The organism is Pseudomonas sp. TE3911 (assembly GCF_054062775.1).
This window is the reverse complement of the sequence record NZ_JBSSFP010000001.1, coordinates 353,843-372,935: the sequence shown is the minus strand read 5'-3', so window position 1 is coordinate 372,935 and position 19,093 is coordinate 353,843. Positions and strand designations below refer to the sequence as shown.

Annotated in this window: 14 protein-coding genes; 12 read left to right on the top strand and 2 right to left on the bottom strand. The window is 60.7% G+C overall.

Annotated elements, in window-relative coordinates:
- The first annotated feature begins 33 nt into the window (after positions 1-33).
- The 5 genes from ACVWXD_RS01730 (at position 34) to ACVWXD_RS01710 (ending at position 4,517) form a co-directional block, all read left to right on the top strand.
- Complete coding sequence (locus ACVWXD_RS01730) at positions 34-441, top strand: translation initiation factor 2 (RefSeq protein WP_457370619.1); 408 nt, start codon at positions 34-36, stop codon at positions 439-441.
- A gap of 7 nt (positions 442-448) precedes the next feature.
- Positions 449-1,126: a response regulator transcription factor gene (locus ACVWXD_RS01725; protein WP_457370618.1), complete on the top strand. Its 678-nt coding sequence runs from the start codon at positions 449-451 to the stop codon at positions 1,124-1,126.
- Positions 1,127-1,250: 124 nt separating this feature from the next.
- Complete coding sequence (locus ACVWXD_RS01720) at positions 1,251-1,715, top strand: LTXXQ domain protein (protein ID WP_032890971.1); 465 nt, start codon at positions 1,251-1,253, stop codon at positions 1,713-1,715.
- A gap of 68 nt (positions 1,716-1,783) precedes the next feature.
- Positions 1,784-3,127, top strand: a complete 1,344-nt coding sequence (locus ACVWXD_RS01715; RefSeq protein ID WP_095185748.1) for a sensor histidine kinase — start codon at positions 1,784-1,786, stop codon at positions 3,125-3,127.
- A gap of 40 nt (positions 3,128-3,167) precedes the next feature.
- Positions 3,168-4,517 carry a CoA transferase gene (locus ACVWXD_RS01710; protein ID WP_457370617.1) on the top strand — a complete coding sequence of 450 codons (1,350 nt, stop codon included), beginning with the start codon at positions 3,168-3,170 and terminating at the stop codon, positions 4,515-4,517.
- A 369-nt stretch (positions 4,518-4,886) separates the two neighbouring features.
- Here the strand turns inward: ACVWXD_RS01710 and arcD (ACVWXD_RS01705) are convergent, their stop codons facing one another.
- Positions 4,887-6,272: an arginine-ornithine antiporter gene (gene arcD / locus ACVWXD_RS01705; protein WP_457370616.1), complete on the bottom strand. Its 1,386-nt coding sequence runs from the start codon at positions 6,270-6,272 to the stop codon at positions 4,887-4,889.
- A 450-nt stretch (positions 6,273-6,722) separates the two neighbouring features.
- On the opposite strand from arcD (ACVWXD_RS01705), the gene arcD (ACVWXD_RS01700) reads away from it, so the two are divergent.
- The 6 genes from arcD (ACVWXD_RS01700) to ACVWXD_RS01675 all read left to right on the top strand — a co-directional run bounded on the left by arcD (ACVWXD_RS01700) (position 6,723) and on the right by ACVWXD_RS01675 (position 13,677).
- The gene (gene arcD, locus ACVWXD_RS01700) at positions 6,723-8,150 is read left to right on the top strand and encodes an arginine-ornithine antiporter (protein WP_032890966.1); all 1,428 of its coding nucleotides are present in this window, start codon (positions 6,723-6,725) and stop codon (positions 8,148-8,150) included.
- Between the two features lie 24 nt (positions 8,151-8,174).
- Complete coding sequence (gene arcA / locus ACVWXD_RS01695) at positions 8,175-9,431, top strand: arginine deiminase (RefSeq protein ID WP_032890964.1); 1,257 nt, start codon at positions 8,175-8,177, stop codon at positions 9,429-9,431.
- A gap of 68 nt (positions 9,432-9,499) precedes the next feature.
- Positions 9,500-10,510: an ornithine carbamoyltransferase gene (locus ACVWXD_RS01690; RefSeq protein WP_032890962.1), complete on the top strand. Its 1,011-nt coding sequence runs from the start codon at positions 9,500-9,502 to the stop codon at positions 10,508-10,510.
- 157 nt (positions 10,511-10,667) lie between these two features.
- Positions 10,668-11,597: a carbamate kinase gene (gene arcC, locus ACVWXD_RS01685; RefSeq protein WP_095185751.1), complete on the top strand. Its 930-nt coding sequence runs from the start codon at positions 10,668-10,670 to the stop codon at positions 11,595-11,597.
- A gap of 18 nt (positions 11,598-11,615) precedes the next feature.
- Positions 11,616-11,978, top strand: coding sequence for a DUF5064 family protein (locus ACVWXD_RS01680; protein WP_032890958.1), 363 nt, complete (start codon positions 11,616-11,618; stop codon positions 11,976-11,978).
- A gap of 190 nt (positions 11,979-12,168) precedes the next feature.
- Positions 12,169-13,677, top strand: coding sequence for a sigma-54-dependent transcriptional regulator (locus ACVWXD_RS01675; RefSeq protein ID WP_122680760.1), 1,509 nt, complete (start codon positions 12,169-12,171; stop codon positions 13,675-13,677).
- A gap of 9 nt (positions 13,678-13,686) precedes the next feature.
- Here ACVWXD_RS01675 and ACVWXD_RS01670 read toward each other — a convergent pair whose 3' ends face one another.
- On the bottom strand, positions 13,687-18,351 hold the full coding sequence (locus ACVWXD_RS01670; RefSeq protein WP_260367585.1) for a hypothetical protein: 4,665 nt from the start codon (positions 18,349-18,351) through the stop codon (positions 13,687-13,689).
- A gap of 357 nt (positions 18,352-18,708) precedes the next feature.
- Between ACVWXD_RS01670 and gcvH the strand changes: the two genes are divergently transcribed.
- Entirely contained in the window at positions 18,709-19,092 is a 384-nt protein-coding gene (gene gcvH / locus ACVWXD_RS01665) for a glycine cleavage system protein GcvH (protein WP_032890954.1), read from the top strand.
- Position 19,093 lies beyond the last annotated feature (1 nt).

Sequence of the window (19,093 nt, the reverse complement as noted above, 5' to 3'; positions counted from 1 at the left end):
GTTCTGAATATTCGTGTGGAATCAGGAGTTCCGATGCGCTTACGTCAGTTTTGTCTGTTGGCAGTGTTAACAATCGGGGCTACGGCCCACGCTGAAGAAACCTCGAACACCGGCAGTTCCACGCCCTTGTCCTTGAGTGCCGGCAGCCAGATCAGCGAGCTGCAGCAACGTTTGAAAGAAAGCGAACGGCAGCGTGAAGCACTGACCAAACAACTGCAAAGCGCGGATGCTATGCGCGAAAGCGCCCAATTGAGTCGCCTTCGCCAAGAGAACCAAAAGCTGGCCCAGCAACTCAAAGATTCACAGGGCGGTACCTTGAGCCGATGGCTGACCGAGCAACAGCAGTGGTTTGTCACCGGCGGGGCCGTCGCACTGATCGCCTTGCTGTGCGGGATCTTCGCCAGCGGGGGGCACCGTCGCCGTCGACAATGGCTAAATTGAGTGAGTCATGAGCGAGCTGTTACTGATAGATGATGACCAGGAGCTCTGCGAGCTGCTGACCAGTTGGTTGAGCCAAGAAGGCTTTCAGGTGCGTGCCTGCCACGATGGCTTGAGCGCGCGCAAGGCCTTGGCCGAGAGTGCTCCGGCAGCGGTCGTGCTCGACGTAATGCTGCCAGACGGCAGCGGCCTGGAGCTGCTCAAGCAATTGCGCAACGATCACCCGGAGCTGCCCGTGCTGATGCTATCGGCCCGGGGCGAACCGTTGGACCGCATCCTCGGTCTGGAACTGGGTGCCGACGATTACCTCGCCAAGCCCTGCGACCCCCGTGAACTGACCGCCCGCCTGCGCGCGGTATTACGCCGCAGCCACCCGGCCGCCGTGTCCAGCCAGCTTGAGCTGGGCGACCTGTGTTTCAGCCCGGTGCGTGGCGTGGTCAGCATCGATGAACAGGAATTTACCCTCACCGTCTCCGAAAGCCGCCTGCTGGAAGCTTTGCTGCGCCAGCCCGGCGAGCCCTTGGACAAGCAGGAACTGGCGCAGATCGCCCTGGGCCGCAAGTTGACCCTGTACGACCGCAGCCTCGACATGCACGTGAGCAACCTGCGCAAAAAGATCGGCCCGCACCCGGACGGACGTCCACGGATCGTGGCGTTGCGCAGCCGAGGCTATTACTACGCCCCCTGAAAGTTTTGTCAGTTAGCACAAAATCGTCTTTACCCAAGCTTTACGCTCCCCTGACTGCCGCTGACCTTGATCTGGGTAATCTACTCACATCCGGACTCACCGGAATAGAGACAGGAGAATCACCATGCGCAAGACCCTTATCGCTTTGATGTTCGCCGCTGCCCTGCCAACCGTTGCCATGGCCGCGATGCCCGAAGGCCCAGGCCCGATGGGCGGTCCTGAAGGCCACATGATGGGCGGCCCGGGCCACGGCGGTGAACACGGTCCGCGTGGCAAAGGCGGCCCTTTCAGCCAACTGGACCTGAGCAAGGAACAGCGCCAGCAGATCGGCAAGCTGATGGGCGACCAATGGCACGCTCGCAAAGACCTGACCAAAAAGTACCTGGACAAACTCCCGGCCGCTGACCAGAAAGCCATGCAGGATGAAATCGCCGCCGGTAAGCAGAAAACGCAGGCCGATATCCGTGCCGTGCTCAAGCCTGACCAACAGAAGAAGTTTGACGAGATCGTCAAGAAGCAGGAACAGCGTCGAGCCGAATGGAAGGAATTCCAGGCCTGGAAAGCGCAACAGCCGCAAAAAGCGCAATAATGCTCCCGCGTTAAAGCTCCCAGCCCAGTGGCTCTCGCCACTGGGCTTTTCCTGTTTGAGGGTTTCCTGTGCGTTCATTGTTCTGGCGCATCCTGGCCAGTTTCTGGCTTGCCATCGCCTTGGTTGCCGGGTTGTCGATCTTGCTTGGGCATATGCTCAATCAAGACGCCTGGATTCTCAGCCGGCACCCTGGCCTCAAAAACCTGGCCGAAGAGTGGACCCAACTCTACGAAACCCAGGGCGAAGATGCTGCCCAGGAATTGCTGCAACAGCGCAAGCGCCAGTATCACCTCGACGTGCAAGTGCTGAACGAAAGCGGCGAGCCAGTGGTGCGTGGCACCTTCCCGCGCCGCGCCGCCGCCTTTGAAGCCCGACAGAACGACAGCAAGGAAGGCCACCTTCCCTGGCGCCGTCTGACCGCCGAGTACACCAGCGAGAAAACCGGCGACACATACCTGCTGATCTACCGCATCGCCCATCCGGAGCTCGACGAATGGCACCGCAGCAGCCTGACGTGGCCATTGAGCGCCTTGGCCATTGCCCTGGTGGTGCTGACCCTGTTCAGCCTGTTCGTCACCTTATCCATCACCCGCCCGCTGAGCCGCCTGCGCGGTGCGGTGCATGACCTTGGCCAGGCCACCTACCAGCAAAACAGCTTGGCGCGCCTGGCCAATCGGCGTGATGAGTTCGGTGTACTCGCCACTGACTTCAATCGCATGGGCGCGCGCTTGCAAAGCCTGATCGGCAGCCAGCGCCAGTTGCTGCGCGATGTGTCCCACGAGCTGCGCTCGCCCCTGGCCCGCCTGCGGATCGCGCTGGCCCTGGCCGAACGCGCCGGGCCCGAAGAACGAGAAAAACTCTGGCCGCGCCTGACTCGCGAATGCGACCGCCTGGAAGCTCTGATCAGCGAGATCCTGGTACTGGCACGCGTCGATGCCGACAACGCCAGCGCTGAGGATGTCGACCTCAACCCCCTGCTCAAGACCCTGCAAAAAGACGCCCAGCTCGGCGCGCCAGACCAAGTGGTCCAACTGGCCAGCGAACATGACCTGCAGCTCAAGGGCTGGCCGACCATGATCGAACGCGCCGTCGACAACCTGCTGCGCAATGCCCAACGGTTCAACCCGCCAGGCCAGGCGATCGAGTTACGGGCGCAGCGCCACGGCGAGCGCATCCTGATCAGCGTGCGCGACCATGGCCCCGGTGTTGACGCCGAACACCTGAGCCAACTGGGCGAGCCGTTCTACCGCGCGCCCGGCCAGACTGCTCAAGGCCACGGCCTGGGCTTGGCGATTGCGAGGCGTGCAGCCGAACGCCATGGCGGCAGCCTGATCCTGGCCAATCATCCTGACGGCGGCTTTATCGCCAGCATCGACCTGCCGTTGGAACCAGGGGTTGCAACGCCGGTGTGATGATCTTCTATAGTGGCCCTTCTCTTACGGAGGGCCTTCGATGACTGACCTGCTGACTCCCATCCAAGCCGCACTCGATCTACCCCACACCCCGCTGACCTTCACCGAGGCTGGCGCCCTGCCCTCGACCTACGCCGTCACCGAACTGGCCAGTGCCAGCATCGGCGCTGCCGGGCAGGCCGTCGCACAACTGATCCAGCAACAGACCGGGCGCTTACCCAGTGTGAGTGTGGACCGGCGCCTCGCCTCTTTCTGGTTTTCTTCCTCGATCCGCCCGATAGGCTGGCAAGTGCCGCCACTGTGGGACCCGGTAGCCGGCGACTACGCCAGCGCCGATGGCTGGATTCGCCTGCACACCAACGCGCCCCATCACCGCGCCGCCGCCGAACGTGTACTGGGCAAGGTCGCCGACCGCGCCGAGATGGCCGGCAAGGTCGCTGCGTGGAACGCCGCCGAATTGGAACAGGCGATTGTCGACCAAGGTGGCTGCGCGGCGCAGATGCGTGCGTGGCGCGCCTGGCAGCAACATCCGCAAGGGTTGGCGGTGAACGCCGAGGCGTTGGTCCAACGCCGGACTTTCAAAACCACAACCGACAAACCCTGGCTCGGCTCGGCGGCACGCCCGCTGGCCGGCCTCAAGGTGCTGGACCTGACCCGCGTATTGGCCGGCCCCGTGGCCAGTCGTTTTCTTGCCGGCCTCGGCGCGGATGTACTGCGCATCGACTCCCCCACCTGGAACGAACCCGGCGTGGTCCCGGAAATGACCTTGGGCAAACGCTGCGCGCGCCTGGACCTGAAAACGCCCGAAGGCCGGATGATTTTCGAGCGTTTGCTCAAGGACGCCGACATCCTGCTCCACGGTTACCGCGCTGACGCCCTGGAGCACCTGGGCTACACCGCCCCAGAACTGCAACACATCGCCCCCGGCCTGATTGACGTCAGCCTCAACGCCTATGGCTGGAGCGGCCCGTGGCGAAATCGTCGGGGCTTCGACAGCCTAGTGCAGATGAGCAGCGGGATCGCCGAGGCGGGCATGCTCTGGAAACACGCGAATAAACCGGTGCCGCTGCCGTTGCAGGCGCTGGATCACGCGACCGGGTACCTCATGGCGGCCAGTGCGATTCAGGCGCTGGGCGAACGGTTGCAGTCCGGGCGCGGTGGTTCGGCGCGGTTGTCGTTGGCGCGCACCGCGACGTTACTGGTGGAAGCAGGCCAGGCTCCGGAGCAACCGGCGTTGCGAGAGGAAGAACCTGGAGATCAAGGCCTGGTCGTGGAACAAACCGCCTGGGGCCAGGCCCACCGGCTGCTGCCCCCGCTGACCATCGGCGGTACGCCATTGCAATGGGATTTGCCGGCTGGAGAATTGGGCTCACACAGGCCGCAATGGTGACTTGACCTCCGCCATGGGGAGCAAGCCCTGAGTCTTGCATAAACCATTTCAGACGAGCGCATTCCTGTGGCGAGCGGGCTTGTCCTAATGCCAGTCAGTTAAGGAGGAACACCGTAACTGTGGCGAGCGGGCTTGCCCCGCGTTGGGCTGCGAAGCAGCCCCAAAACCAGGCACAGAAGAGTGCCTGATACACCGCATTCGTCTTAATCAGGGGCGCTTCCCCCCCAACGCGGCGCAAGCCAGCTCGCCCGTTTGCTACGCGACAGCGCTACGTCGAAAAGGTAGTGGGACCTCCCACATTTTGAATAGGTTCACCCATCAAAATGTGGGAGGGGGCTTGCTCCCGATGAGGCCAGCACAGTCCCCCCACTACAACGACAATACCCCGCTGTACAACCCATACGCCGCCAGCCCTGCACCGGCGATCACGCAGCTGAAAATGCCCTTCTCAACATGGGTAAACAACGGCTGGCCCTGTTCGCGCTTGGCCAGGGCGAACAGGATCACGCCCGGCGCATACAGCAGCGCCGACAGCAGCAGGTATTTCAGCCCCCCCGCGTAGAGCAGCCACAGGGCGTAGCCCAGAGCGATCAACCCCACCAGCAGGTCCTTGATGCGATGGCGGTGGGCACCTTCATAGGTTTCTCCCCGCCCGCTCAACAGCACGGCATACGCCGCCGACCACAGGTACGGCACCAGAATCATCGACGACGCCAGGTAAATCAGCGTGGTGTAAGTGCTGTGGGAAAACAGCGTGATCACCAGGAAAATCTGGATCATCACATTGGTCAGCCACAAGGCATTGACCGGCACCTGGTTGGCGTTTTCCTTCTTCAAGAACGCCGGCATGGTCTTGTCGTGAGCCGTGGCGTAGAGGATTTCCGCGCAGAGTAACGCCCAGGACAGCAATGCGCCCCAAGGGCCGACAATATGCTCCAGCACGCCCGCCAGGGAGGGGTTTTGCAGGCTGGCCAGCTCTGGCTGGCTCATGATCCCAAGGGACAGCACATTCACGAGCGCCAACAGCGCCAGCACGCCAAGAAAGCCAATCACCGTGGCGCGCCCGACGTCCGAGCGTTTATCGGCCCGCGCCGAATAGACGCTGGCGCCTTCGATGCCGATAAACACGAACACCGTGACCAGCATCATGTTGCGCACCTGATCCACCACGCTGCCGAGCTGCGGGTTGCCCAGGCCCCAAATGTCACGGGTGAAAATATCGGCTTTAAAGGCCACGGCCGCGATCACGATAAACATCAGCAGCGGCACGATCTTCGCCACGGTAGTGATCTGGTTGATGAATGCCGCCTCCTTGATCCCACGCATGACCAGGAAATGCACCGCCCACAGCAACAACGATGCACAGCCGATGGCAACCGGCGTATTGCCCTGGCCGAATACCGGAAAAAAGTAGCCAAGGGTACTGAACAGCAACACGAAGTAACCGACGTTGCCCATCCAGGCACTGATCCAATAGCCCCAAGCCGACGAAAACCCCATGTAATCGCCAAAACCGGCCTTGGCGTAGGCATACACCCCTGAGTCCAACTCGGGTTTGCGATTGGCCAGGGTCTGGAACACAAACGCGAGGGTCAGCATGCCGACGGCGGTGATCGCCCAGCCGATCAATACCGCGCCCACCTCGGCACGGGCGGCCATGTTTTGCGGCAGGGAAAAGATCCCGCCGCCGATCATCGACCCCACCACCAAGGCGATCAGGGCGCTGAGTCGAAGTTTCTGGGCCGGTTGAGACATGAACACTCCTGACTGAAAAACCGAGTTGAGCTGACAACTGAGCACTCAACTAATTAAATCAGCGAGTGTAGCGTTTATTAGGGATGGCGATTAAATCAATCCGTTCATAACCAAATGGCATTTAAATTAACAACATTAAGGCTTATTTAGATTTTAAATAGTGCATCAACTCTTAATATTTATGGCGAATAAGTGAAACACCGCTCAAATAGTTTGCACATCCGGCAAAAAGGTTTAGCTTCAAACGTCCATCTCACCGGCCAAATAATTAAATTTAATGGGGTTAACCGCTCTGCGCAGCGCGTTTCCAAGGATTTTTATCGCCCACGAGTTTCCAGCCTAAGTCATTTATTCACAATGGGATGTGCCAATGAAGTGATCTGAGTCAGCTGTTTGATTAGCACACGGAATTATTCTGTGGTCTCTCTTCTCCTGCATTGGAGTTATGCAATGTCTGAATCCCCCGGAAAACTTCGATTAGGTGCACTGGTTGCACTTGTCGTGGGCTCAATGATCGGCGGCGGGATCTTTTCCCTGCCGCAAAATATGGCCGCCAGCGCTGATGTTGGCGCGGTATTGATCGGTTGGGTGATTACCGCCATCGGCATGTTGACCCTCGCGTTCGTGTTTCAGACCCTGGCCAATCGCAAGCCCGACCTCGATGGCGGCGTGTACGCCTACGCCAAGGCCGGATTCGGCGACTACATGGGTTTCTCGTCAGCCTGGGGCTACTGGATCAGCGCTTGGCTGGGCAACGTCGGCTACTTCGTATTGCTGTTCAGCACACTCGGATACTTCTTCCCGATCTTCGGCGAAGGCAACACACCCGCAGCGGTGATTGGCGCGTCGGTGTTGCTGTGGGCCGTGCACTTTCTGGTGCTGCGCGGGATCAAGGAAGCGGCGTTCATCAACCTGGTGACCACGGTCGCCAAGGTGGTGCCACTGGTACTGTTCGTGTTGATCGCCGTGTTCGCGTTCAAGCTGGACATCTTCACCGCTGACATCTGGGGCGTAAAAAACCCGGACCTGGGCAGCGTGATGAACCAAGTGCGCAACATGATGCTGGTCACCGTGTGGGTGTTCATCGGCATCGAAGGCGCGAGCATCTTCTCGTCCCGTGCGGAAAAACGCAGCGACGTCGGCAAGGCCACCGTGATCGGCTTTATCACTGTGCTGTTGTTCCTGATGCTGGTGAACGTGCTGTCCCTGGGCATCATGACCCAGCCGGAACTGGCCAAGTTGCAGAACCCGTCAATGGCTGCGGTGCTGGAGCATGTGGTAGGCCACTGGGGCGCGGTGCTGATCAGCGTCGGCTTGATCATCTCGCTGCTGGGGGCGTTGCTGTCGTGGGTGCTGCTGTGTGCGGAGATCATGTTCGCCGCCGCCAAGGACCACACCATGCCGGAGTTCCTGCGTAAGGAAAACGCCAACCATGTGCCGGTCAACGCCCTGTGGCTGACCAACGCCATGGTCCAAGTGTTCCTGGTGATCACGCTGTTTTCCGCCAGTACTTACCTGTCGCTGATCTACCTCGCCACCTCGATGATCCTGGTGCCTTACCTGTGGTCGGCGGCCTACGCGCTGCTGTTGGCGGTGCGCGGCGAAACCTACGAAAACGCCCTCAAAGAGCGCAAGAAAGACCTGTTCATCGGCGCAGTCGCGCTGATCTACGCGGTCTGGCTGCTCTACGCCGGCGGCACCAAGTACCTGCTGTTGTCCGCCCTGCTCTATGCCCCCGGCGCGATCCTGTTCGCCAAGGCTAAGCATGAACTGGGCAAACCGATTTTCACCAACGTCGAGAAGCTGATTTTCGCCGCAGTCGTCATTGGCGCCCTGGTGGCAGCCTATGGCCTCTACGACGGCTTCCTGACTCTGTAACTGTTGCTCCTTGGAGGATCTGTAATGACCACGGAAAAAGTGAAGTACGGCGTACATTCCGAAGCCGGCAAACTGCGCAAAGTCATGGTGTGCTCCCCAGGCTTGGCCCACCAACGGCTGACCCCGAATAACTGCGATGAACTGCTGTTCGATGACGTGTTGTGGGTGGCCCAGGCCAAGCGCGACCATTTCGACTTCGTGACCAAAATGCGCGAGCGGGATATTGATGTGCTGGAAATGCACAACCTGCTGACCGATATCGTTGCCATCCCCGAAGCCCTGGACTGGATCCTGGAACGCAAGATCACCTCCAACACCGTGGGCCTGGGCCTGGTCGATGAAGTCAGCTCCTGGTTGCGCAGCCTGGAGCCGCGCAAGATCGCCGAGTTCCTGATTGGTGGCGTGTCGGCCGATGACCTGCCGAGCAGCTTCGGTGGCAAGACCATCGAGATGTTCCGCGACTTCCTCGGCCACGCCAGTTTCATTCTGCCGCCGCTGCCCAACACCCAGTTCACCCGCGACACCACCTGCTGGATCTACGGCGGCGTGACGCTCAACCCGATGTACTGGCCGGCGCGACGCCAGGAAACCCTGCTGGCCAGCGCCATCTACAAATTCCATCCCGAGTTCACCAACGCCGACTTCCAGATCTGGTACGGCGACCCCGATCAGGAACACGGTGCCGCCACACTGGAAGGCGGTGACGTCATGCCCATTGGCAATGGCGTGGTCTTGATCGGCATGGGCGAGCGTTCGTCCCACCAGGCCATTGGCCAACTGGCGCGCAATCTGTTCAAGAACAAAGCTGTGGAACGGGTAATCGTTGCCGGCCTGCCGAAATCCCGCGCGGCGATGCACCTGGACACCGTGTTCAGCTTCTGCGACCGCGACCTGGTGACCATCTTCCCGGAAGTGGTCAACCAGATCGTACCCTTCACCCTGCGCCCTGACGACAGCAAGCCCCACGGCATCGACATCCAACGGGAGAAAACCAACTTCCTCGAGACCGTTGCCGCCGCGCTCAACCTCAAGGCCCTGCGCGTGGTCGAGACCGGCGGCAACAGCTTCGCCGCCGAGCGCGAGCAGTGGGACGACGGCAACAACGTAGTGGCCTTGGAGCCAGGCGTGGTGATCGGCTACGACCGCAACACCTACACCAACACCCTGCTGCGCAAGGCTGGCGTGGAGGTCATCACCATCAGCGCCGGTGAACTCGGCCGTGGCCGTGGCGGCGGCCACTGCATGACCTGCCCGATCATCCGCGACCCTATTGACTATTAATTTTTGGCCTTGGCCGCTGCTTATCCAGCAGCAGCCGAGGGGATAACCGAAACCTAAGGAGATCCACCATGGCTTTTAATATGCGCAACCGCAGCCTGCTCTCGCTGATGCACCACACCACTCGCGAGCTGAACTACCTGCTGGACCTGTCCCGCGACCTCAAGCGCGCCAAATACACCGGCACCGAGCGCCCACACCTCAAAGGCAAGAACATCGCGCTGATCTTCGAAAAAACGTCGACCCGCACCCGCTGCGCGTTCGAAGTGGCGGCCCATGACCAAGGCGCCCACGTCACCTATATCGACCCGGTTTCGTCGCAAATCGGCCACAAAGAAAGCATGAAAGACACCGCCCGCGTTTTGGGCCGCATGTTTGACGCCATTGAATACCGTGGCTTCGAACAGGAAATCGTCGAAGAACTGGCCAAGTTCGCCGGGGTCCCGGTGTTCAACGGCCTCACCGCTGAATTCCACCCGACCCAAATGATCGCCGACACCCTGACCATGCGCGAGCACAGCGACAAGCCGCTGCATGACATCAGCTACGCCTACCTGGGCGACGCCCGTTACAACATGGGCAACTCGCTGCTGATGATCGGCGCCAAGCTCGGCATGGACGTGCGCATCGGCGCGCCGAAAGCCCTGTGGCCCCATGAAGATTTCATCAAGCAATGCCAGGCGTTTGCTGAGGAAAGCGGCGCACGCATCACCATCACTGAAGACCCGAAAGAAGCAGTCAAAGGCGTGGACTTCATCCACACCGATATCTGGGTGTCCATGGGCGAGCCGGTGGAAGCGTGGGACGAGCGCATCGAGCAACTGCTGCCGTACCAAGTCAACGCCAAGATGATGAAAGCCTCGGGCAACCCACGCGTGAAGTTCATGCACTGCCTGCCGGCGTTCCACAACAGCGAGACCAAGGTCGGCAAGGACATTGCCGCACGGTATCCGAACCTGGCCAATGGCGTGGAAGTGACCGAGGAAGTCTTCGAGTCGCCGGCCAACATCGCCTTTGAGCAAGCGGAAAACCGCATGCACACCATCAAGGCGATCCTGGTGTCGGCACTCGCGGATATCTAAAGGCTACACGGTCAAATGTGGGAGGGGCGGTGCGACGATTCGACTTGCCCCCGATGGCGGCGGATCAGCTACAGATAAGTTGCCTGACATACCGCTATCGGGAGCAAGCCCCCTCCCACATTGGCCTCTGTGCTCACACCCATAGAAGGATTGAATTATGCGCATCGTCGTAGCCCTGGGCGGCAACGCCCTCCTGCGCCGTGGTGAACCCATGACCGCAGACAACCAACGCGCCAATATCCGCATCGCCACCGAACAGATAGCCAAGATTCACTCCGGCAACGAGCTGGTGATCGCCCACGGCAATGGCCCGCAAGTCGGCCTGTTGTCGTTGCAGGCGGCCGCTTATACCAGCGTCTCTCCTTACCCGCTGGACGTGCTTGGCGCCGAGACCGAAGGCATGATCGGCTACATCATCGAACAGGAACTGGGCAACCTGCTGGACTTTGAAGTGCCGTTCGCCACCCTGCTCACCCAGGTGGAAGTGGACGCCAAGGACCCGGCCTTCCAGAACCCCACCAAACCCATCGGCCCGGTGTACTCCAAGGCGGAAGCGGAAAAACTCGCCGCCGAGAAAGGCTGGGCCATTGCCCCGGATGGCGATAAATATCGCCGCGTCGTCGCCAGCCCACGCCCCAAACGCATCTTTGAAATCCGCCCAATCAAGTGGCTGCTGGAAAAAAGCGCCATTGTGATTTGCGCCGGCGGTGGCGGTATCCCGACCATGTACGGTGAAGACGGCAAGCTCAGAGGTATTGAAGCGGTCATCGACAAAGACCTGTGCTCTTCGCTATTGGCCTCGCAACTGAACGCCGATCTGCTGGTGATCGCCACCGACGTCAACGCAGCGTTCATCGACTTTGGCAAACCGACGCAAAAGGCCATCGGCCAGGCCCATCCCGATGACATGGAAAAACTCGGCTTCGCCGCCGGCTCCATGGGGCCCAAGGTGCAGGCCGCCTGTGAATTCGCCCGTCAGACTGGCAAAACTGCGGTCATCGGTTCACTCTCGGACATCGAAGCCATCGTCCAGGGCAGCGCCGGCACGCGCATCAGCACGGCAACACCTGGCATCACCTATCTGTGAAGTAGAGGAGATACGCCTATGGCCACCTTTGAACCCGGTCACCTGCACGTCGAACGTCACGCCCTTAACAAGGACGACTACAGCTACAACCTGTGCATTGACTATGAAGTCAGCCAGGACCCAAAGGAAGGCACGGGCATGCTGTTCAAGCTGCACGGCTCGGTGCAGGGTAAGGACATCAACGAAGAGTTCTATCTGCCCAAGGACCAGGCCTTCGACTTCGCGCGGCACGCGATGAACATCGCGCAGAAGTACGGGATGCCGAAGATCGCGGTGTTGAATGGCTCGATGCACAAGCAGTACGACCAGATGTTCGAGGATGTGCGGCATCAGCTGGATGTGAAATCCGGCGACCCGATCAAGCCTGAGCACTTGGAATAACTGACACAACCCTGCTCCAAATGTGGGAGGGGGCTTGCTCCCGATGGCGGTGTGTCAGCTGAAAATAAGCTGACTGACACCCTGCTATCGGGAGCAAGTCGAATCGTCGCACCGCCCCTCCCACATTTTGATCTACATCCGCGCCAAGGCATACTTGCCGCCTCCCGCTCCCCAGAATTGTTAGCGCCCCATGCGTATCCACGTCAGCTTCATCGACCGCGTCGGCATTACCCAGGAAGTCCTGGCCTTGCTCGGTGGGCGCAATCTCAACCTGGATGCGGTGGAAATGGTGCCGCCCAACGTCTATATCGACGCCCCGACCCTGAGCGCCGAGGTACTGGAAGAGTTGCGCGACGCGCTGTTCAGCGTTCAGGGCGTGCAGGCGGTGACGGTGGTGGACATCCTCCCCGGCCAACGCCGCCACCTGCAACTCGATGCTTTGCTGGCAGCGATGACCGACCCGGTGCTGGCCCTGGACAGTGCGGGCAAGATCCTGCTGGCCAACCCGGCGCTGATTGCGTTGTACGGACGCGAACCGGCCGGGGAAAGTATCGCCGAGCTTTTCAATGACACGGCGTTGCTCGATACCTTGCTGGAGCAGGGCTTTCGCCTGCCCTTGCGCGAGATCAGTATCAACGGTCAGACCTGGCTGCTGGACGCCACGCCGATCACCGACGCCGGCGCCCTGCTCACGCTGTACCAACCCAACCGCATCGGCGAACAACTGTCGGCGCTGCACCACGACCACGCCGAGGGCTTTGATGCGCTGCTCGGCGAATCACCGGCGATCCGCACCCTCAAGGCACGTGCCCAACGGGTCGCTGCACTGGATGCGCCACTGTTGATCCAGGGCGAAACCGGCACCGGCAAAGAGCTGGTGGCGCGCGCCTGCCACGCTATCAGCACGCGCCACAGCGCACCGTTTCTGGCATTGAATTGCGCGGCGCTGCCGGAGAACCTCGCCGAAAGCGAGCTGTTCGGTTATGCCCCCGGCGCCTTCACCGGTGCACAGCGCGGCGGCAAGCCGGGGCTGATGGAGCTGGCCAACCAGGGCACGGTGTTCCTCGATGAAATCGGCGAAATGTCGCCGTACCTGCAAGCCAAGCTGCTGCGCTTCCTCAATGACGGCAGTTTTCGTCGGGTGGGTGGCGACCGTGAAGTGAAGGTCAATGTGCGCATCCTCAGCGCCACCCACCGCGACCTGGAAAAAATGGTCGCCGAAGGCACGTTCCGCGAAGACCTGTTCTACCGCCTCAACGTGCTCAACGTCGAAGTACCGCCGCTGCGCGAGCGTGGCCAGGACATTCTGTTGCTGGCGCGTTACTTCATGCAGCAAGCCTGCGCGCAGATCCAGCGTCCGGTCTGCCGCCTGGCGCCAGGCACCTACCCGGCGCTGTTGGGCAATCGCTGGCCAGGCAATGTGCGCCAGTTGCAGAACGTGATCTTCCGCGCCGCCGCCATCTGCGAAAGCAGCCTGGTGGACATCGGCGATCTGGACATCGCCGGCACCTCAGTGGCACGCCAGAGCGACGGCGAAGTCGACAGCCTCGAACAGGCGGTCGAGGACTTCGAACGCGGCCTGCTGGAGACGCTCTACGTCAGCTACCCCTCGACCCGACAACTGGCCAGCCGCCTGCAGACCTCTCACACCGCCATCGCCCATCGCCTGCGCAAGTACGGCATTCCCGGCAAATCCTGAACCCAATCGTCACCAGAACGCCCGCCGCCCTCGGTGCTTGACCGAGTCAGTTGCGCGAAAGAACAGCCGCTCGGCCATGGGCGCGCTGATGCGCGAGTAATAGATCGCGACCACATCCGAATCGGTCTTGTCGGCCAGGCTGCGGAAACTAGTGAAGCGCTGCTCCGGAAGTTTCAGATGCCCGGCCTTGAAATCGGCATCCGCTGCGGTGGGCGTCAAATAATGAAAGTGCGCGTACGCCAGCACCCTGCCCTGCTTGTCCTTGACCACATACTCCTGCAAAAAATCATCGACGCGCTTGAGGGCAATACGCCCCTCGATGCGCACGATCTGCAGTTGGTCTTGAGCATGAAGCCAGGCGATCCCGCTTTCATTGGGCGGCATACGCTTGATCATCTCGATGCGCAACGATCGCCCCTGTTCTAGGTACCGCCGCGCGACCTTCTCCAGATCATCCAACAACGTCTGCGACACAACATCGGGCGCGGCTGGCAGCGCCTTGCGCAACTTGTCGGCAACCGCCCGGACGGTCGCGGATTGCCGCGTCAGCCGCGCCTCAACGTTCTCCGGCGGGGTATTGCCGAGCGCCTCGTTGCGCGCCTGTTGCAGCACCATGGGTTCGCGTTGCAACAAACGGCGGGCGTCGCCCTTGAGGTTTTCCAGGGAACGTGTCGGACGCGGCACAACGGGCGCCGCCTCGGCGATCGCTTCGAACTCAGTTGAACCGGCCCGCTCCTGCAAACTGACCACCACGCGCTGATCAACCGGGCTGATCAGGTCGACGATCTCTTCACCCGAATCCGGCGTACGCGCACGCACCCGCCCCAGTTGGTAGCGTTTTTTCGAGTCACGGACCAGCCGTTGATCGGCGCCAGGGCGTCGCAATGCCGTGGCCTGGGGGCTACCCTCCTGTTCGCGCAGCAGTTTGGCCAACGATATTCGCGACTCTTGATCCAGACTGAGGATTGTCGACTCCACAGGCACTTCAATGTCGCTGTGAATCACCTCCGGCAGTGCTTCGCGGTACTCCGCGAGTATCGCCAGGGTGCTGGCGTACTCGTGAAGAATCGCCCGAATACCTTCAATGCGCTGCTGCACACTGAGCACGCCCGCTTCATCAATGGTTTTTTGCGACTGGGCCGATTGAATCGCCTCGTCGATCGCCCCCTTGACCCGCATGCAATCGTCGTGTTCTTCGGGCGTCGGCCGTCGACGCCAGATCATCTGTTTGAGGGTCTGCAACTGCAGCGTCCTCCAGTCGAGCGGCGCACCATAGGACGAAGGCGCCAAGTCGCCGACGAAGGATTTATAGCCAGGTATACCCTGCAAACGCTGGTAGAACACACGCTCCCAGAAGCTCAGGTTAACCATGGATTGCTGGAACTCGCCGATCTTATGCGCTTCTTCGTTCAGCACACGCTCGGCGGCCTGGGACACCGTCACGTCAGCATCCTCAAACTGCGCGGTCACTTGCTCTATGCGCGCTGGTGGCAACTGCTCCTCACGACGATTGAAGGTCAATACGTACATGCGTCGGCGCATGGTTTCCAGCATGGTCTTCAGTTGCGCGCAATGCTCTCTTTCAAAACCATCCATGGGCTTAATGCTGTTCTTGCGGATAAGCAGATTGAGTTGTTTTTGTTGCGCGCCCTCTTGTTTTTCCATTTCCGCCAAAAAGCGCATCCTGGCATCGCGCCGGTGCTGGTCGGTAAATAGCCCTTCAGCGCTTGAATGGGCCTTTTCGCACAGGCTTTCGGCTGCCTTCACTTTGCGTTCGCACGCTATGAGTTCAGCGACAGCCGCGTCGTACTCATCCTTAATCAAGAGACTCTTGCGCTCGACTTGCGCATAGCGCCGCGCAGCCGGGCTTCTCTTCTGCCCACCGAGCAAGCGCAGGCCGAGGTCGACTTTCCATACGTCATCCGGGCTTTTCCTGAGCCACGGCCCCAGGCGCTGGGGATCCCTGAGATCAGCTATTCGCCAGCCACCTTCCACTGCCGTCACGCCGTATACCTTGCTGTCGAGCAACGTGTAGTTTTCCTGGCTCGCAGCGCCACCGTCGCGCAGCACCTGGACCTGCCCGCGCACCGGGCTGTCGGCCGAGAACACCGCGGGCCTGTCGGGCCCACGCTCTCCCCGACCAGGCGCCCACTGGAAGGTCTCAAGCTTTGCCTGCTGCTGCGGATTGAGCTTGAGCCGTGAATTAGCCCAGGAATAATCCATGGCGGTGATATCCGCGAGCGAACGCGGCCAGGCAAACGTCGACGTTGGTTGGCGAACGTGGCCGACCGGGATGACGTCCGTGGTGTGCACCGTGCCGGTGGTGACGGATTTGCTCGCACTCAGGCCCAAACGTTCATCCAGTTTGACCACCGGGCTCAGGAGCAACCCGGCCAGGCTACCGATCAGTTCGGTGAGGGCAGCGGCGGCGTCTTCCTGGCTGGCGTCTGGCGGCAGCGCCAGGACCGCGCGAAACGTCTTGAAGGTTTGAAACAGCCAGCCCGCGACCGCCACCGGCCCGCGAATCATGGGCAGCAGCGCATTGAACAATTGCCACAGATCATTCTTGAACACGGCCCAGCGCAACGCCTCGTTGGACGCCGACTGCTTCACCGCCAGTTGCCAGAGGCTGTGGGCGTTTTCATCAAACACGACCGCCAGAAAATCACCGGTTATCACTTCATCACTGAGCAGGACCGGGCTTGAAGTGGGCTGCGCGTCGTATTCATCCCCAGGCAGAAAACGCTGAACGTGGGGCCGCAGAAAACCGCCATTGCCGAACAACGCCCGACTGGCGTCCGGCAAGCGTTGCAGCACCAGGCGCTGCAGATCGCTGTCGACGCGGGCGATTTCATCAAGTAGCGCCTGGCGACTGGGGAATTGTTGCAACACGGCGTCGACGTGATCCGGCCGATAAAGAATGTGGGGCAGCGGGCTGTTATCGCGCGGGCCGATCACAAACAGGTTGTCCGCCTTGTGGGCACGCCCGCCGGCATGGAGCAGGAACGCCAGGGGCCGCGCCACAATCACCTCGCCACTGAGCACACGCTTGAGCGGGTCGTCCTGCAGCATCGTGCGCACCACCAGGGCGCCGGTCCGGGTAAAACCGTGGCGCCGGCGCAGGCTGTTTTCAAAGGCGCGCATGGGCAGTTGGATCGTCATCTGATCAACAAACAAGCGACGCCGACGTGGGCAGTCCACAGGGTCCGAAATCAACGCGCGCTCAAGCAGCGTCGGATAGTGCTTGCCCACGTCCACGCGTTCGATCAGTTGCTTGAGGTACGCAGCTGTCAGCCAGCCGGGCACGCTTTCCGGCTGGGTCTGATGGCTGATCTGCACGCTGGCATATGCCGTGACGAAGGGGTTTTCCAGCGACCATTGGGTCAAGGTCCTGGCGGTGCGTTGGGTCCAGCCAACGGTGCCGCCCTGGGTGCGCTCGAAGGTCAGTTGGTAATCATCCGGGTCGATGATCGCCTGGCCGGGGCGGTCCAGGCGCATTTGCCGGCGCAGGGTGTTGCGCGCGTAGACATCTATTGGGTCGAGGCCATCCAGAAATGATGCGCCACCGGTGGTTTGCTGCAGGCGCTCAAGCCACTGGCCATAAACCAGACGATCTGCGCTGCCGGCCAGTTGCAACCAGAGCGGCAACTGTTCTTCGTGGGGTTGTTGCAGTGCGTCGGGGTCGAACCAGGCCAGCGGTGAGGTGAGTGAAATGAACAACTGTTCATAACTGCCAATCTCCGGCAGTGCCGACCAATCGACCCGATACAGGCTGCGTAACTGGCGCTCCAACAACGTCTGGGCCAGGGCATCGAACACGTTGCCCTCGGGCTCACGCAGCACCCAGTGGACGGGAACCCCGGGCAAATAGTGGTTCATATAGCGCGGCAACAGATTGCCCAACGCGTCGAGGTTATCGAGCGTCAGCAGGTTCAGCGCCGGGACGTACAGCAGCGTGACACGCTGGCCCTGCACCTGACGTTGCAACACCAGCAAAGGCAGCCATTCGCCCTGGCGTTCGTTCTGGACCGCAAACACCTGATAGATCCGCAATACATGCGGCTGGCCCAACGCTTCGCGATCCGCGCGGTCGCTCCAGACCTGGGTATGTTCATCGCCCTGCCCCAGCAGCGCGCGCGCGTGCTCCGAGCTTAGTGGCGGGTTCTGCCGCGCCGTCATCAGGCACGCACGCAATTGGCGGCCGACCGCGTCCCAGCGACTGTGCGCCGAACCGTCCGACACGCGCTCGTTCCAGTAGTCCACCAACCGCTCGGCAAACCCCTCCAGCACACCGGGGGCAAGGGCGTTGAGCATCTGCTCGATGTCGTCCACGGTGATCGCGTCGGTCACCGCCTCGAACACCCGCTCGCCCGAGCGAGTCAGCAGTTGATGATGGCCTGGCGTGTAGTTCAGCGCTTCGCCGCTCATGCAGCGTTTGATCAGCGCATCGCTCAACGTGATGAGCTGTGTGTAACCACCGCCAGCCTGTATCACACCGATCCAAGCAGTGTGCGCCCGCAGGCGCGCACCGACGAACCGCTCCTCCAGCCAGCCCTGGATCATGGACTGGGCCACAGCGGTCAGGCTCAAGCGATGGGCAAACACTTTGGATAAGTAATCGCGGGACATCCGCGCCTGGGTGAGCTCCGGAGAATTTGCAGTTGAAGCACGCATGGGATGCATCCTGATAACGAGATCACGGCACGTTAAAGCGTCAGGGAACGCCCAAAGCAGTACATCTATCTTGCACAAAGGGCTGAAAGCGACCTTCACCGTACTGAAAGCGCTACAGCGGAACGATATCGCTACAGCCCTGCTTTTTACGCGCCATGCAAGGCTTTGATCCACATAGGCTTTTTTTCGCGCACCGCGCTGTATCGAAATCGCTACAGCCGCCATCGCCAACGTCGCAGCCAAAATTATTAAGCTATTGATTTATAAGTGATTAATAACATTGGCCGCGATCTTGCTAAGTAACTCCCCATTATTCCAATCCCGTCCACCAGACGAATCTGGCCCTGAGGAATTTCCATGAGCGAGTTGCGTTTTACTGAAGATCACGAATGGCTGCGTGCCGAAGCCGATGGCAGCGTCACCGTGGGCATTACCGCATTTGCGCAGAACGCGCTGGGTGATGTGGTTTTCGTGCAACTGCCTGAGCTGCAGACCTATGACAAGGGCGCCGAAGCGTCCACCGTGGAGTCGGTAAAAGCTGCCAGCGGTGTGTACATGCCGTTGGACGGTGAAGTCCTCGAAGTGAACGACAAGCTCGATGGCAGCCCGGAACTGGTCAACGAAGATCCAATGGGCGAAGGCTGGTTCTTCCGCTTTAAACCGGCCGATGCCGACGCAGTGGCTAAGCTGTTGGATCAGGATGCGTACGACCGCCTGATCAAAGCCAACGCTGAAGCCTGAG

What these genes read in the sequence shown, in the direction of transcription:
- ACVWXD_RS01730 (WP_457370619.1), top strand. Translation starts at nt 34, where the DNA reads ATGCGCTTACGTCAGTTTTGTCTGTTGGCAGTGTTAACAATCGGGGCT.
- ACVWXD_RS01725 (WP_457370618.1), top strand. Translation starts at nt 449, where the DNA reads ATGAGCGAGCTGTTACTGATAGATGATGACCAGGAGCTCTGCGAGCTG.
- ACVWXD_RS01720 (WP_032890971.1), top strand. Translation starts at nt 1,251, where the DNA reads ATGCGCAAGACCCTTATCGCTTTGATGTTCGCCGCTGCCCTGCCAACC.
- ACVWXD_RS01710 (WP_457370617.1), top strand. Translation starts at nt 3,168, where the DNA reads ATGACTGACCTGCTGACTCCCATCCAAGCCGCACTCGATCTACCCCAC.
- arcD (WP_457370616.1), bottom strand. Translation starts at nt 6,272, where the DNA reads ATGTCTCAACCGGCCCAGAAACTTCGACTCAGCGCCCTGATCGCCTTG.
- arcD (WP_032890966.1), top strand. Translation starts at nt 6,723, where the DNA reads ATGTCTGAATCCCCCGGAAAACTTCGATTAGGTGCACTGGTTGCACTT.
- arcA (WP_032890964.1), top strand. Translation starts at nt 8,175, where the DNA reads ATGACCACGGAAAAAGTGAAGTACGGCGTACATTCCGAAGCCGGCAAA.
- ACVWXD_RS01690 (WP_032890962.1), top strand. Translation starts at nt 9,500, where the DNA reads ATGGCTTTTAATATGCGCAACCGCAGCCTGCTCTCGCTGATGCACCAC.
- arcC (WP_095185751.1), top strand. Translation starts at nt 10,668, where the DNA reads ATGCGCATCGTCGTAGCCCTGGGCGGCAACGCCCTCCTGCGCCGTGGT.
- ACVWXD_RS01680 (WP_032890958.1), top strand. Translation starts at nt 11,616, where the DNA reads ATGGCCACCTTTGAACCCGGTCACCTGCACGTCGAACGTCACGCCCTT.
- ACVWXD_RS01675 (WP_122680760.1), top strand. Translation starts at nt 12,169, where the DNA reads ATGCGTATCCACGTCAGCTTCATCGACCGCGTCGGCATTACCCAGGAA.
- ACVWXD_RS01670 (WP_260367585.1), bottom strand. Translation starts at nt 18,351, where the DNA reads ATGCGTGCTTCAACTGCAAATTCTCCGGAGCTCACCCAGGCGCGGATG.
- gcvH (WP_032890954.1), top strand. Translation starts at nt 18,709, where the DNA reads ATGAGCGAGTTGCGTTTTACTGAAGATCACGAATGGCTGCGTGCCGAA.